This is a genomic window from Herbaspirillum sp. alder98, from assembly GCF_020179755.1.
In the GTDB taxonomy this organism is placed as follows: Bacteria; Pseudomonadota; Gammaproteobacteria; order Burkholderiales; family Burkholderiaceae_D; genus Herbaspirillum.
The window spans coordinates 458107-472909 of record NZ_JAIUCY010000002.1 but is presented as its reverse complement, the minus strand read 5'-3'; the positions used below and the strand labels follow the sequence as shown (position 1 = coordinate 472909).

At 65.9% G+C, this 14803-nt stretch carries 11 protein-coding genes; 7 read left to right on the top strand and 4 right to left on the bottom strand.

Annotation, left to right across the window (positions count from 1 at the left end):
• The first annotated feature begins 151 nt into the window (after positions 1-151).
• Positions 152-2587 carry a DNA polymerase II gene (locus tag LBW87_RS06850; RefSeq protein WP_413927620.1) on the top strand — a complete coding sequence of 812 codons (2436 nt, stop codon included), beginning with the start codon at positions 152-154 and terminating at the stop codon, positions 2585-2587.
• A gap of 89 nt (positions 2588-2676) precedes the next feature.
• Here LBW87_RS06850 and LBW87_RS06845 read toward each other — a convergent pair whose 3' ends face one another.
• Positions 2677-2859, bottom strand: coding sequence for a hypothetical protein (locus tag LBW87_RS06845; protein WP_225200693.1), 183 nt, complete (start codon positions 2857-2859; stop codon positions 2677-2679).
• A gap of 241 nt (positions 2860-3100) precedes the next feature.
• Entirely contained in the window at positions 3101-4621 is a 1521-nt protein-coding gene (locus LBW87_RS06840; RefSeq protein ID WP_225200692.1) for a M81 family metallopeptidase, read from the bottom strand.
• Positions 4622-4828: 207 nt separating this feature from the next.
• On the opposite strand from LBW87_RS06840, the gene LBW87_RS06835 reads away from it, so the two are divergent.
• From LBW87_RS06835 to LBW87_RS06810, 6 genes are read left to right on the top strand one after another with little or no spacing between them, the layout of a single operon-like run.
• Positions 4829-6937, top strand: coding sequence for a hydantoinase/oxoprolinase family protein (locus tag LBW87_RS06835; protein ID WP_225200691.1), 2109 nt, complete (start codon positions 4829-4831; stop codon positions 6935-6937).
• The gene (locus LBW87_RS06830; protein ID WP_225200690.1) at positions 6934-8949 is read left to right on the top strand and encodes a hydantoinase B/oxoprolinase family protein; all 2016 of its coding nucleotides are present in this window, start codon (positions 6934-6936) and stop codon (positions 8947-8949) included. Before LBW87_RS06835 ends, LBW87_RS06830 begins: the two co-directional genes overlap by 4 nt.
• Positions 8950-8992: 43 nt before the next feature.
• Entirely contained in the window at positions 8993-10111 is a 1119-nt protein-coding gene (locus tag LBW87_RS06825) for an ABC transporter substrate-binding protein (protein ID WP_225200689.1), read from the top strand.
• Positions 10108-11199, top strand: a complete 1092-nt coding sequence (locus LBW87_RS06820) for an ABC transporter ATP-binding protein (protein ID WP_225200688.1) — start codon at positions 10108-10110, stop codon at positions 11197-11199. Before LBW87_RS06825 ends, LBW87_RS06820 begins: the two co-directional genes overlap by 4 nt.
• Positions 11196-12071 carry an ABC transporter permease gene (locus LBW87_RS06815; RefSeq protein WP_225200687.1) on the top strand — a complete coding sequence of 292 codons (876 nt, stop codon included), beginning with the start codon at positions 11196-11198 and terminating at the stop codon, positions 12069-12071. The genes LBW87_RS06820 and LBW87_RS06815 overlap by 4 nt, the downstream gene beginning before the upstream one ends.
• Positions 12061-12879, top strand: coding sequence for an ABC transporter permease (locus tag LBW87_RS06810; RefSeq protein WP_225200686.1), 819 nt, complete (start codon positions 12061-12063; stop codon positions 12877-12879). Before LBW87_RS06815 ends, LBW87_RS06810 begins: the two co-directional genes overlap by 11 nt.
• A 2-nt stretch (positions 12880-12881) precedes the next feature.
• Here LBW87_RS06810 and LBW87_RS06805 read toward each other — a convergent pair whose 3' ends face one another.
• Positions 12882-13778: a LysR family transcriptional regulator gene (locus tag LBW87_RS06805; RefSeq protein WP_225200685.1), complete on the bottom strand. Its 897-nt coding sequence runs from the start codon at positions 13776-13778 to the stop codon at positions 12882-12884.
• Between the two features lie 71 nt (positions 13779-13849).
• Complete coding sequence (locus LBW87_RS06800; RefSeq protein ID WP_225200684.1) at positions 13850-14803, bottom strand: 2-hydroxyacid dehydrogenase; 954 nt, start codon at positions 14801-14803, stop codon at positions 13850-13852.

The window sequence follows — 14803 nt, the reverse complement described above, 5'->3', positions numbered from 1 at the left end:
CTTTTGGCGTTCAAAGCGACAAGAAGAGTGGTTTTTTTTGAAAAATCTTTGCAGCTGAAAAAGCGTGTTGGCACGCCTTTACAATGCGCCCGCAGCGATCCCGGCAACGCAGTAGAATCGCGCCTGCGCATTCGCTGTGCGCACTTGAAAAATGACAGGGATCGCAGTGCAGATGCAGGACAGTGGGCAAATCGATGAACCGGCCGAACAGGCGCCGCCAGGCCACGAGCGCGCGGGCTTCCTGCTGACGCGGCATTGGCGCGACACGCCGGCCGGGGTCGAGATCGAGTTATGGCTGGCCACCGATGACGGTCCGCAGCGGCTGTGCCTGCCGCCGCAACAGGCTGTGGCCTTCGTGCGCGAGCAGGACCGCGAACGCACGCAGGCATTGCTGGGTGAGGCCGCAGGTTTCACCTTGCGAGCGCTCGAGAAGCTGAAGGATTTTAGCCAGCATCCGGTGCTGGGCCTTTACAGCCGCCAGTACCGCCAGCTGCTGAAAAAAGAGAAGCAACTGATCGAGGCCGGCATCACCGTTTTCGAGGCCGATATCCGTCCACCCGAGCGTTACCTGATGGAGCGCTTCATCAATGCGCCGCTGCTGTTTTCGGGGGTGCCCGAGGCCGATGGCAGCCTGCAGCAAGCCCGCATCAGGGCCCATCCCGAGTATCGCCCCCGGCTCAGGCTGGTGTCGCTGGACATCGAAACCAGCTGGCAGGGCGAGCTGTATTCGATTGCGCTGGAAGGCTGCGGCCAGCGCACGGTCTATGTCCTCGGGCCGGCCAGCGGTGAGATGGCGACGGTCGACTTCGACCTGCATTTCTGCGACAGCCGGGCCGAGCTGATCGGGTGCCTGAACCAATGGATGGCGCGCCACGATCCGGACGCCATCATCGGCTGGAACCTGATCCAGTTCGATCTGCACGTGCTGCAAAAGCAGGCCGACAAGTACGGCGTGCCGTTGCAGCTGGGACGGGGCGGCAGAAAGATCGAGTGGCGCGAGCATGGTTTCAGGGCCAATCACATGCTGGTGACAGCGCCGGGGCGCCTGATGATCGATGGCATCGAAAGCCTGCGCTCGGCGTTCTGGAGCTTTCCCTCGTTCAGTCTCGAAAACGTCGCCCGCACGCTGCTGGGTGAAGGCAAGGCGATCGCCACGCCTTACCAGCGGATGGATGAGATCGACCGCATGTTCGCCGAAGACCGCGCCGCGCTGGCCATCTATAACCTGAAGGATTGCGAGCTGGTCACCCGCATCTTCGCCCATACCGGGATCCTGGCGTTCCTGCTGGAACGCGCCGCCGTCACCGGCCTGGCGGTTGATCGCACCGGTGGCTCGGTGGCCGCCTTCACCCATCTGTACCTGCCGCAGATGCATCGCAAGGGCTATGTCGCGCCCAACCTGGGCGACGCCGAGGCCATCGCCAGCCCGGGCGGTTTCGTGATGGAATCGCGCCCCGGCCTGTACGACTCGGTACTGGTGCTGGATTACAAGAGCCTCTATCCGGCCATCATCCGCAGCTTCCTGATCGATCCGGTGGGGCTGATCGAAGGCACGCTGGTCGAGCCCGAGGCCGATACGGTGCCGGGTTTCAACGAGGCGCGCTTTTCGCGGCGCAGCCACAGCCTGCCGGCCATCATCGAGCAGATCTGGCAGGGCCGTGACGAAGCCAAGCGGCAGGGCAACCAGCCGCTGTCGCAGGCCTTGAAGATCATCATGAACTCGTTCTACGGGGTGCTGGGCTCGACCGTCTGCCGTTTCTTCGATTCGCGCCTGGCCTCGTCGATTACCCGGCGCGGACACGAGATCATGCACCGGACCCGCGAGTTGATCGAAGCGCAGGGCTATGAAGTCATCTACGGCGATACCGACTCGACCTTCGTCTGGCTCAAGCGGGCTCATGACGACCAGACCGCGCGCGCCATCGGCATCGAACTGACGCGTTCCATCAACGCCTGGTGGCGCCAGCACCTGCAACAACAATATGGGCTCGAGAGCGCGCTCGAGCTGCAGTTCGAAGTGCATTACCAGCGCTTTCTGATGCCCAGCGTGCGCGGTGCCGAGATCGGCAGCAAGAAGCGCTATGCCGGTTATGTCCGTGCTGCAGACGGCAGCGACCGGGTGACCTACAAGGGCCTGGAGACCGTGCGCACCGACTGGACGCCGTTGGCCCAGGCGTTCCAGCAGGCGCTTTACCTGCGCATTTTTCGGGGCGAGCCTTACCGCGAATACATCACCGGGTATGTCGCCGACTTGCTGGCCGGCCGGCTTGATGCGCAGCTGGTCTATCGCAAGCGGCTGCGGCGCCAGCTCGATCACTACGAAAAGAACGTGCCGCCGCATGTGCGCGCCGCGCGCATGGCCGATCAGGTCAATCTCGACGACGGCCGGCCATTGCAGTACCAGCAGGGTGGGTGGATCAATTACGTGATGACCACCGCCGGCCCTGAACCGTTGGAAAAGCGCACGGCGGCCATCGACTACGGGCACTATCTCGAACGCCAGCTGGCGCCGGTGGCCGACGCCATACTGGCCTTCGTCGACGACAGTTTCGCCCGCATCACGTCACCGCAGCAGTTGCTGTTTTGAGACAACGTAAAGACGAAAAAAAAGCCGGACTCCGAAGAGTCCAGCCATGCTAAATCGGGGTGATGCGGAGCGGCGTCTGGTCGCCTGGCTTATCGACCGTTTGAATCGGAGTCGTGCAACCGGGGCCGCAGGCGGCGTTCGATCGCTTTGGGCGTGGCGTACACGCGACGCCAGATCAAGAAACCGAACGCCAGTGAACCCAGAACCACATAGGCGACATAAAACACCAGCGTGGTTTCGGCGAATTGCAGAAGGGTGTCAAGGACGTTCATTTGCTTTCCTCTTGAGGAACAAGTTGATTCGATGGATGCATCGTATGCTTGGTCCATATCTTCGGCTATCAGGATATTTCTTATTTTCTGACGAGAGGAATCTCAAAATTTCGATGGTGAACGCATTTAAAAATTACCTGAAACCGGGAAAAGAGGCGATTCTGGCGGCAGGTGCATCTATTTGCTATAGAAGTTATTTGAATTTACCTTGGTATCGAAGATGTGGTCGTCCGTAAGGCCCTCAGGGGTGAGGGACGCTCTTGCGCGGCGAGCGCCGCACGCCGTCGGGCAGCCTGGTCCAGGGCATGAGCGCCGGGTCCAGCGCCAGCAAGCCCGGCGCGGCGCACACCAGAATGGCCCGCGCCAGAGGCGCGAAGTCGGCCCGAAAATGCACCATACTCTTGAGCACGATGATCTGCTGCTGCGCCGGTTCGATGCCGATGAAACGCAGCAACGCCAGATCCAGTAACTGCACCGGCTTGGACACCACCACCACGCGCACGCCGGCAATGCGCAGGCAGGCGCTCGGCCCCAGCGTCAGCCGATAGCCACGGAATACGCTGCCGCTGGCCTCGACCTCGCCCGGGTGCAGTTTTTCCACGATGAAATGACCATGTAACGGGGTGTCGCCGGGCGCACCTGAGCGGCCGCCCAACGCCAGTGACACGCTGGCGCCCACACCTGCGGCATGCGCCAGTTGCGCTGCCTGCGGATCGACCAGCAAGCCCAGCACCGCCTGCGGCACATCGGCCGCCAGCAAGGCCTTGAGTAAGCCCGTGGTATCGGCGCTGCCACCGGCGCCGGGATTGTCCTGGGCGTCGGCGATCAGCACCGGGCCGGTTCCTTCGTCGCACAACAATTGCAGAGCCCGTGTCACCGCCTGGTCGGGGTCGAGGATCTCGCCATCGAACTGCGCTTCAGCGGCCAGCACCGCGTCGAGCATGTCGCGCGCGGCGCGCTGGGCGGTTTCGTCATCGTGGGCATAGGCCCACAAGGTCGGTCCACACTTGGCCACGTCGGCGGCCGGAAAGCCCATGGCGAAGGACAATTGCGCGGCGTGGCGGGTCTCGATCTGCTGCAGCGTGCGATATAAGGTGTCGGCAGGCGCGGCACCGGTACTCTGCCAGCACATCGGGATCAGGAAAGGCACGCGCTGCCACGCCATATGCGCCCGTGGTGCACCGCTCAGGTGTCGCGCAAGCCAGTGCCAGACGGCGGCTCCGGTGGCGGCCATGTCGGTATGCGGATAGGTGCGATAGGCCAGCAGCAGGTCGGCACTCTCAAGCATCTGCGCCGAGACATTGGCGTGCAAGTCGAGACTGGCCACCAGCGGCACGTGCGGCCCGATCACCGCGCGCACCCGGCGCAGCAGCTCGCCGTCGGCGTCGTCGGCATGCTCGGCGGCCATTGCGCCGTGCAGGTCGAGGTAGACCGCGTCGACCGGTTGCCGCCGCAAGCCCTCCAGCAGCAGCGCCGCCATGTTCTCGAATGCCTCGCGGGTCACACGCCCGGCCGGGCCGGCGGCGCTCCAGGCCAGTGGCAGCAGCCGACCCTGGGCGCCGGCATTGCGCGCGGCATCGATAAAGCCGGCAATCGGGATATTGCGTGGCGCAGTGCCGGCTGTCGGCATCATCTGGCTGATCAATGCATCCCCCTGCAGCAGGCCGGGCCAGGTGTCGGCCGCCAGGAAATCGGCCCAGCCGGCGGCGACCTGGCTAAAAGTGTTAGTCTCGTGCTGGAAGCCGCCAACGGCGATATGCATGATCTCGTCCTGTGATAGAGGGGTGGATTGGGTGAATTGGGTCGATTTTGATCGACATTAATTGAATAATGAACCGAATCCTAAGTCCGAATATCGAATATGCTAATTCGGAAATCGTATTTCTTCTAAACAGCACCACATCCTAAAATCGTGACCTTTTCCTGCGCCGGCCTCATGCGCAGGACGGTCTTTTGCGGAGCTATCGTAGTGAATCCAGTCCCCCCGGCAGGCGCGCGCATCGGTATCGATGTCGGCGGCACCTTCACCGACTTCGTCCTGTACCATCCGCAGCGCCAGCAATTCGCCTACCACAAGCAGCCCAGCACGCCCGCCGACCCGGCGCTGGCGGTGCGCGACGGCCTGGCCGCGCTGATCGCCAAGTGTGAGCTGGCGCCCGCCGACGTGGCGGTGCTGATGCATGGCACCACCATCGGCTTGAACGCCATCATCCAGCGCCGTGGCGCCAGGGTGGCGCTGGTCACCAGCGAAGGTTTTCGCGATGTGCTCGAGATCGGGCGCGCGCGCATGCCGTCGTCGTTCGACTTTCATGCGACCCGCGAAGAGCCTTTCCTGCCACGTGAGAGAGTCATCGAGATCGGTGCGCGCTTTGACCGCCACGGTGCGGTGACCCGCTGGCCGCAAGCCGATGAAATTGCGAGCGTCGCCGCCCAGTTGGCCACGCTCGGCGCCGATGCCGTGGTGCTGATGCTGATCAACGGCTATCTGCAGCCCGAGCGCGAAGCCGAACTGGCCCAGGCCTTGCAGGCAGCGCTGCCAGCGGCCTCCAATGGCGTGGCGGTGTTGTCGGCGGCCCAGACCTGGCCCGAGATTCGTGAATATGAGCGCACTGTGGTGGCCTCGCTCAATGCCTATATACAGCCGTTGATGCAACGCTATTTCGAGCGCCTCGAACAGCTCGCCGCCGAGCTGGGCGTGACCGCGCCGATCCTGGTGACGGCCTCCAATGGCGGTTCGCTGTCGCTGCGCGGCGCATTGGCGCGGCCGATCGACACGGTCTTGTCGGGGCCAGCCTCGGGCGTGGTGGCGGCAGCGCGACTGGCGGTCGAATCGGACACGCCTGGCATCGTCACCTTCGACATGGGCGGCACCAGCAGCGACATCGCGGTGTCGCGCCACGGCCAGGCCGAGATGGTCACCCGCACCGAGATCGGCGGCCTGCCGCTGGTGCTGCCGGTGGTGGGCGTGTCGGCTATCGGCGCCGGCGGTGGTTCGCGGATACGGGTCGATGCCCATGGCGTGCTGAAGGTCGGCCCCGAAAGCGCGGGCGCCGACCCCGGCCCGGCCTGCTATGGCCGCGGCGGCGTCGATGCGACCGTGACCGACTGCTATCTCGCCACCGGCGTGCTCGATCCCGACGCCTTCGTCGGCGGCGCCATGCAACTGTATCCGGAGCGCGCCGTGCAGGTCCTGGCGCAGGTGGCCCAGGCGCTGGGCCAGAGCGGAGCCGACGCGCCAGTACGTGCCGCTGCCGGTGCGCTGGCCATCGCGACCGCGCAGATGGCGTCCGAACTGCGCAAGAGCCTGGCCCAACGCGGCCTCGATCCGGCCGAATTCGCCCTGGTGCCGTTTGGCGGCGCCGGTCCCACGCACGCCAACTGGCTGGCCGAGGAGGCCGGCCTGAAACATGTGCTGGTGCCACAGAAGCCGGGCACTTTCTGCGCCCTGGGCGCAGCCACCTCCGACCTGCGGCGCGACTTCGTGCGCAGCCTGCGGGTCGCCATCGATGACGCCAGCGCAGCGGAGGTCGTTCGCATCTGGTCGGCGCTGGGCGATGACGCCACCCAATGGCTGGCGCAGCAAGGCATGCAAGAGGCCAGCCAGGCGCCGCAACTGCGTCATGCGCTCGATATGCGCTATGCCGGCCAGGCGTATGAATTGAACGTGACCTTGCCCGAAAGCCTGCCGACGCCGCTCGACGCGGCCGTGCTGCGCGAGGCTTTCCACCGTGAACACGAACGCCTGTACGGCTTTCGCGACCAGCAGGCGCCGGTCGAGGTGTCGACCATCCGCCTGGCCATCGTCGGTCGCCTGGCCAAGGCCAGCAGTGCCCACATCGCCAGCGGTAGCGGCCGGCCCACGCCCCGCGGGCGGCGTCAGGTATACCTGCGCGACCGCTGGCAGGATGCCGGCGTATTTGATCGCAGTGCGCTGGGCGCCGGCGACCTGCTGGACGGCCCGGCCGTGATCGAGCAGGAAGACACCACGATCGTGCTGCTGCCAGGATGGCAGGCACGCACCGATCCGCAGGGCAACCTGCACCTGAAACCTGTCGATGGCCTGGGAGATGCGGCATGAAACTCGACCCGATCAGTATCGAGATCCTCGGCAACAAGCTGACCGCGATCGCCGAAGAGATGTGCCTGACCCTGCAACGCACCGGTCGCACCCTGTACGTCAAGGAAACCGCCGACTTCTGCTGCGCGCTGGTGGGCCTGGATGGAAAATTCTTTGCCTATCCCCGCGCGCTGGGGGTGTCGGGCTTCGTCGGCCTCGATTGCAGCACCACCATCGAAGCAGTGGGCGAGCTGGTCCCGGGCGACGTGATCCTGACCAACGATCCGTATCGCTCGCGCGGCCTGGCGACCCACTTGCCGGACCTGCAGGTGATCGAGCCGTATTTTCACGAGGGGCGCATCGTCGGTTACGGCTGGGGTTTCCTGCATGCCTCCGACGTCGGTGGCAAGGTCCCCAGCAGCATCTCGCCGACCAACCACGAGATCTTCCAGGAAGGCCTGCAGATTCCGCCCCTGAAGATCATGCGGGCAGGGCGCCTGAATGAAGACGTGGCGCTGCTGTTCCGCGCCAACAGCCGCACGCCCGACGCCAACATGGGCGACCTCAAGGCCATGCTCGGGGCGCTGGCCACCGGCCGCGAGCGCGTGGCACAGACGCTCGGCCAGCACGGTGCGACAGCCTTCCTCGATGCGCAGTCCGACCTGGTCGAGTACGCGGCCATGCGGGCGCGGGCGGTGTTGCGGCAAGTCCCGGCCGGTACCTATCGTTTCACCGATTACCTGGATGACGAAGCCGGCGCCGGCTTGCCGGTGCGCATCGCGCTGGCCGTCACCCTCAACGATGGCGACATCACGCTCGACTTCACCGGCAGCGATCCGCAGGTCGCCGCCGCCATCAATATTCCCAGCCACGGCTTGCCGCATGCCTGGCTGACGCTGCGCATCCTGGCGCTGGTGGCCACGCTCGACAAGACCGTGCCGATCAATGCCGGGCTGCTGGCGCCGGTGTCCGTGATCGCGCCGGCCGGCAGCGTGGTCAATCCGCTGGCCGGCGCGGCGGTGGGCGTGCGTCATGCCGCCGCCGTGCGCGTCAACGACGTGCTCAACGGGGTACTGGGGCAGGCGTTGCCGGAACTGATGCCGGCCGCCAGCGGCGGCACCATCATTCCGGTGGTGGTGGCCGAGCCGTCACGCCACGGTCATGGCCAGAACGTGCAGGTGGTCGAACCGATGGTCGGTGGCACGGGCGCGCGACGTGGCTTCGACGGCGCCGATGGGCGCGACAGCAGTATTTCGAACCTCTCCAACAACCCGGTCGAGACGGTCGAGGCCGAGACCGGCGTCGAGATCGTGCGCTACGGCCTGCGGCCGGACTCGGCGGGCGCCGGTCAATGGCGCGGTGGCAGCGGCCAGGAAATCCGTTTCCGTATCCTGCAGGACGATAGCGCGGTGCTGGCGCGTGGCATGGAACGCCTGCGCTTTCGTCCCTGGGGTACGCAAGGCGGCGGCCCCGGCGCGCCGGCCCGGCTGGTCTTGCAGCGCCCCGGCGAAAGCCCGCGCGAGTTGGGCAAGATCGACTTGCTGCCGGTCTCGGCCGGCGACGAGATCCTGATCCAGACCCCTGGCGGCGGCGGCTGGGGCGACCCGTTTGCGCGGCTGCCCGAAGCGGTGCTGACCGACGTCAAGCGTGGCTTGCTGTCGGTCGATGCGGCCCGTCGCGACTATGGCGTGGCGCTGCGTGCCAGCCAGAGCGGCGTGAGCATCGATGCAGTCGCCACCGATGCCTTGCGCGCGCAGCCGCATGCGGCCCCCAGTCGTTTCGGGGCCGAGCGCGACGCCTGGGAGCGCGTATTTCCGGCAGCGCTGCTGGACCGCTTCAATGCCGCCTTGTTCGCGCAGCCAGCGGCGGTGCGAGCCCGCAAGCGCCGCCGCGCCTTCGACGCGGTGCTGGCCGGATTGCCCGAGGGCTTCCCGCAGGCGCTGGCCAGTGAGCCCGCGCTGGCGCAGGCTGCGGCCCATTTCGAACGTGAAGTGCAAGCCTGTAGCGGGCCGGCAGTGCCGGCCAATGTATAGAAAACCTGAGCCCATTGCGATCAAACAACATCTGGAGAACCGCGTGAAATCGATCCGACTTATTCCGACCCTGGTAGTGACCCTGCTGGCGGCAGCCGTACTGGCTGCCTGCGGCGACAAGAAACCCGAAGCGCCGCAAGCCAGCGCGGCAGCGGCGGCGCCAGCCGCCACCGACAAGGTGGTCATCGGCGTCTACGGCGGCGACTGGGAAAAGAACATCCGCGCCGCCGGCCTTGAGCAATACGCCAAGGACCACAACATCAACGTCGAGATCGTGCCCGGTGCCGATGCCGAATGGCTGGCCAAGCTGCGTGCCGCCAATGGCAACAATCCGGCCTATGACATCGTGGTGTTCCAGCCCGATTCGGTCCAGCGCGCGGCGGCTGCCGGCCTGCTGCAACCACTGGAAGCGGCCAATATCCCCAATCTGGCCAAGCTGTACCCTTCGGTGCAGGACAAGTTCACCCGCGACGGCAAGACCTATGCCGCTGCCTTCAGCCTGGGCCAACTGGGCCTGGCCTATCGCACCGACCTGGTCAAGACCCCGCCCAAGAGCTGGCTCGACCTGTGGAACCCGGAGTACAAGGGCCACGTGGCGATTTCTTCGCCGACCTATGCCGCCGGCCTGCAATTCTTTGCCGGCCTGACCCACGCGCTGGGTGGCGAGCTGAAGAACGACGCCGACATCGACAAGACCTTCGCCAAGCTGGCCGAGCTCAAGGGCCAGGCAGTGGCTTTCCCGGATAGCCCGGGCGCTATCCAGACACTGCTCGAACGGGGTGATGCATGGGTCGTGCCGTATTGGGATGGTCGCGTGTTCGCGCTGCAAAAGAGCGGCTTGAAGGTCGGCTTTGCCTATCCGACCGACGGTCCCGTAGTGGGCGCGGCCAACTGGGTCATCGCCAAGGGCGCGCCTAACCTGGCCAATGCCTACAAGCTGGTCGATTTCCTGTCCAGCGACAAGGTGCAGAAATCGTTCTCGGATGGCTCGCTCTACGGCATGACCAACCAGGACGTGCAATACAACGACGACCTCAAGAGCAAGGTGCAAGTGGGCGAAGAAGCCTACAAGAAGCTGATCTGGATCGACTACGAGACTGCTACCCCCAAGGTCGCCGACTGGAGCACCCGCTGGGCGCAGGCACTGGGCAACGGTAAATGAGTGCAATCGACATCCATGGCGTAACCAGGCGCTTCGGCGCCCTGCAGGCGCTGGATGGCGTGGACCTGGCGATCGCCCAGGGCGAGTTCTTCTCGCTGCTGGGCCCCAGTGGCTGCGGCAAGACCACGCTGCTCAATATCGTGGCGGGGTTTCTCGAACCCACCAGCGGCAGCGTGGTGATCGGCGGGCGCGACATCACGCGCCTGCCGCCGCACCAGCGTGACATCGGCATGGTGTTCCAGAGCTATGCGCTGTTCCCGCACCTGAATGTGTTCGACAACGTGGCCTATGGCTTGCGCGTGCGGCGTCAGAAGGGCCGTGAGATTGCGGCCCGGGTCGAGGAGATGCTGGCCCTGGTGCGGTTGTCCGAACTGGCGCAGCGCATGCCGCACCAGTTGTCGGGCGGCCAGCAGCAACGGGTGGCGATTGCGCGGGCGCTAGCGATCCGGCCCCAGGTGTTGCTGCTGGACGAGCCGCTGTCGAACCTGGACGCCAAGTTGCGCCGCGAGATGCAGGCCGAGTTGCGTCGCCTGCAGCGCGATGTCGGCATCACCACCGTGATGGTCACGCACGACCAGCAGGAAGCGCTGGGCCTGTCGGATCGCATCGGTATCCTGGGCAGTGGTCACCTGCAGCAAGTGGGCACGCCCCTGCAGTTGTACCGCGAACCGGCCAACCGTTTCGTGGGCGAGTTCGTCGGCCAGGCCAACCTGATCGCGGCGCGTGCCGAGGGCGGTGGCGTGTTCACGGCGACCGGGCATTTCAGCGCCGAGGGCGTGCCGCTGCGCCTGGCCAGCGATGGCGCGGGCGGCCAGTCGCCGCTGTTCCTGCTGCGGCCCGAGCGCATCGAGCTGGCCGAGGCCGATGGCGCCGTCAGCGGCCCCAACAGCGTCGAGGGCGCGGTGCGCGAAGCCAGTTACACCGGCGCCGAATTGCACCTGACGGTTGGCCTGGACGGCGGCGGCGTGTTGTCGGTGGCGGCCACCGAAGGCCTGTTCGCCCAACTGCCGCAGCCGGGTGTGCGGGTGCGCCTGTCGTGGCAGGCCCGCGATCTGGCGGTGCTGCCGGCCGAGGGAGCGGGCGCATGAGCCGGCTTGCGGCCGCCGGCACCCCCTTTGCGTGGTTGCTGCTGACCCCGGGCATGCTGTTCCTGGCGGCGTTCCTGGTGGTGCCGGGCATCCTGCTGGTGATGCTGAGCCTGCGCGACGTCGACGGCATGCTCATGATGTTGCCCAGCTACGGTTTTTCGCAATACATCAAGGTGTTCACCAGCGCCGGCTACCTGGACGCGCTGCTGACCACCTTGTGGGTGGCCGGCCTCACCGCGATTCTGTGCGTGCTGCTGGCGTGGCCGGCGGCATGGCTGCTGGTCAATACCCGCAGCCGCACCTGGCGCACGGTGCTCTACGTGATCCTGATTTCGCCGTTGCTCACCAGCGTGGTGATCCGCACCTTCGCCTGGATCGTGTTGCTGGCCCAGAACGGCCTCATCAACGACGTGCTGCGCAAGCTGGGGCTGATCGATTCGCCGCTGGCCTTGTTGTGGAACATGAAAGCGGTCATCGTGGCCTACGTGCAGGTGATGCTGCCGTTTGCGGTATTGCCGCTGGCCACGTCGCTGGGCGAGATACCGGCGTCGTTGCCGCGCGCCTCGCACAGCCTGGGCGCGGGCGCCCGCCATACCTTCATGCACGTGATCCTGCCGCTGACGATCCCGGGCATGATGAGCGGCGCCATCATCGTGTTCGCGCTGGCCGCCGGCAGTTATGTCACGCCGCTACTGATCGGCGGACGCTTGCAGCCGCTGTTGCCCATCAATATCTACCAGCAGGCGCTGCAGATCGCCAACCTGCCGCTGGCGGCGGCCTTGTCGCTGACCCTGCTGGTGGTCACGGCGGCGGTGGCGGCCGCCATGAGCGCCGTGCAAAAGAACTGGGAGCGTCGCGTCTATGGCCACTGATCGTGAATTGATGCCGGTCGCACCCGGCGGCCCCTGGCGCTGGCTGGGTACGGTCGCCGGCGGGCTGGTCTACCTGTTCCTGCTGCTGCCGGTGCTGGTGATCTTCCTGTCGGCGTTCAGTCCCGAGGCGTATCCGCAGTTTCCGCCCAAGTCGTTCTCGCTGCGCTGGTTCCAGGCCTTCATCGACAACGGCGCCTGGCTGCGGGCATTGCAGGTCAGCGCCTGGCTGTTGCTGGTGGTGACACCCCTGACCACCATCCTCGGCACCACTGCGGCCTATGCGCTGGCGCGGCTGGAGTTTCGCGGGCGTGACCTGTTGCAGGCCTTCGTGCTGTCGCCGCTGATCATCCCGCAGGTGGTATTGGGCATTGCATTGCTGTATGTGCTGACCGGGGCCGGACTGGCCGGCTCGATGCTCGGCCTGGCCATCGGCCATACGCTGGTGGCGCTGCCGTATGCGGTGCGCACCGTCAGCGTCAGCCTGGCCAGCATGGATCGGCGACTCGAAACCGCGTCGCAGAACCTGGGGGCGACGCCGGCCTACACCTTCATGCATGTGACCTTGCCGCTGATCCGGCCGGGCATCGTGGCCGGCGCCGTGTTCGCTGCGGTGACCTCGTTTGGCGAAGTATCGGTGAGCCTGTTCCTGACCGCGCCGGGCACGGTGACCATGCCGGTGCGCATTTTCACCTACATCGACCAGACCTTCGACCCGGTGGTCAACGCGGTCTCGGCCCTGTTCATCGTGCTGGCGGTGGGTGCGCTGGTGTTGATCGAACGCACCATCGGCCTGACCAAGGCGATGTAGGCCTATGGCCGGCGGCGCGCGAAGTGCTCGCTGGCCATGCGGCGAAATGCGGTGACGGCCGGATTGTCCTGGTCGCCGCGCCAGGCCATGCTCATCTCGGCGGCCGGCGTGGCGCCCGCCAGCGGCTTGAATTCGACCTTGTCGTAATGGAAGCGGCGGGCCGAGGCCGGCAGGATGCCGATACCCAGCCCGGCGCGTACCAGTGACAGGATGGTGGGCGTCTGATCGATGTACTGGGCGATATCCAGGGTGACGTCGGCGGCGGCCAGCATGGCCATGATGCGTTCGTGAAAATACTTGCCGTGGTTGGGCGAATGCATGATGAACGGATGCCCTTGCAACTGGGGCAACGCAATCTCATCATGGGCGGCCAATGCGTGGCCGCGTGGCAGGGCCAGTATCAGCGGTTCCTGGTCGACCAGTTCCACCTGCAGGTGCTGGCGCGAAGGCAGCGGGCGCAGAAAGCCGATGTCGATGGTATTGGCCTCGAAAGCCTCGATCTGCGCCACCGAAATCAGCTCGAACAGCACCACGTCGATCTCGGGCAGCGCCTGGCGCGCCGCCACCAGCAGTTCGGGAATCAGTTCGTAGCCGGCCGCGCCGGTAAAGGCCACCCGCACGCGGCCGGTCTTGCCCTGGCTGGCGCGGCGCACGGCGCTTTCTGCCTGCTCCGACAGCGCCAGCAGGCGCGTCGCATCGGCCAGAAAGACCCGGCCTTCCGGCGTCAGGCGCACGGTGCGACCGACCCGATCGAACAATTGCACGCCCAGCTTGTGCTCGAGCAGATGGATCTGACGGCTCAACGGCGGCTGCGTCATGTTCAGCAGCGCCGCCGCACGGCGAAAATTGAGTTCGGTCGCTGCTACCACGAAGCAACGCACCTGGGCCAGATCGAGCATGTTTGCCTGAATGAAAATAAAAAAGCCGACCTTGCATTATAGGCAAAGCCGGCCCGCATGCCCGCCGCCGGTCAGGTCGTCAGGCTGCCCTCGGGACGCTGGCCGGCCAGGCCTTGCGCCAGGCTGGCCAGGACCATCTCGCCCATGGCCGTACGCGACTCCACCGTGGCGCTGGCGCGATGCGCCTGCAGCACGACCCGGTCCATCTCGAACAGGGCCGGCGGCACGTTGGGCTCATCCACGAACACGTCCAGTCCGGCGCCTGCAATGAGGCCCTGCTGCAGCGCCTGCACCAGGTCGTCTTCGACCACCAGCTTGCCACGGGCGATGTTGATCAGCACTCCGTCGCGACCGAGCGCATCAAGCACCGCCGCATTGATGATGCCCTGGGCACGGTCGGCGGCGGCGGCCAGCACCAGCACATCGCTGTCGCGCGCCAGTTGCAGCAGCTCCGGCACGAAACGATAGGGCAGGTCGTCCATGGCGCGCAGGTCGGTATAGGCGATCGGACAATTGAAGGCGGCGGCGCGCTGGGCGATGGCGCGCCCCACCTTGCCCATGCCCACGATGCCCACCCGCTTGCCCGACAGGCGGTGCGACAGCGGCAGGGCGCCGGGATGCGGATTGCGTTGCCAGCCGCCGCTGGTGACGAAGCGGTGGCCGGCGCAGATTTCGCGGCATACCGATAGCATCAGCCCGATCGCCAGGTCGGCCACGTCCTCGGTCAGGGCGCCGAAGGTGGCGGTGACCGGCAAGCCCTTGCTGCGGGCATAGGCCAGGTCGACCGCGTCGGTGCCCACGCCGTTGACGGCAATTACCTTCAAGCCCGGCAGGCTGTCGATCATGGCGTTTGAAATGCCGGTATGGCCGCCGGTGATCACGCCGCTGATCGAGGCCCCGTGGGCACGCAGATAGGCATCCTTGTCGGCCTGCTCGAACAGGCGATGCATGACATAAAGCGCGTCGAGCCGGGCGTTGATGGCCGGCACGAGAATCGGGTTCAGTTGCAGGATGTTCGGTTTCAA

What these genes read in the sequence shown, in the direction of transcription:
- LBW87_RS06850 (WP_413927620.1), top strand. Translation starts at nt 152, where the DNA reads ATGACAGGGATCGCAGTGCAGATGCAGGACAGTGGGCAAATCGATGAA.
- LBW87_RS06845 (WP_225200693.1), bottom strand. Translation starts at nt 2,859, where the DNA reads ATGAACGTCCTTGACACCCTTCTGCAATTCGCCGAAACCACGCTGGTG.
- LBW87_RS06840 (WP_225200692.1), bottom strand. Translation starts at nt 4,621, where the DNA reads ATGCATATCGCCGTTGGCGGCTTCCAGCACGAGACTAACACTTTTAGC.
- LBW87_RS06830 (WP_225200690.1), top strand. Translation starts at nt 6,934, where the DNA reads ATGAAACTCGACCCGATCAGTATCGAGATCCTCGGCAACAAGCTGACC.
- LBW87_RS06820 (WP_225200688.1), top strand. Translation starts at nt 10,108, where the DNA reads ATGAGTGCAATCGACATCCATGGCGTAACCAGGCGCTTCGGCGCCCTG.
- LBW87_RS06815 (WP_225200687.1), top strand. Translation starts at nt 11,196, where the DNA reads ATGAGCCGGCTTGCGGCCGCCGGCACCCCCTTTGCGTGGTTGCTGCTG.
- LBW87_RS06810 (WP_225200686.1), top strand. Translation starts at nt 12,061, where the DNA reads ATGGCCACTGATCGTGAATTGATGCCGGTCGCACCCGGCGGCCCCTGG.
- LBW87_RS06805 (WP_225200685.1), bottom strand. Translation starts at nt 13,778, where the DNA reads ATGCTCGATCTGGCCCAGGTGCGTTGCTTCGTGGTAGCAGCGACCGAA.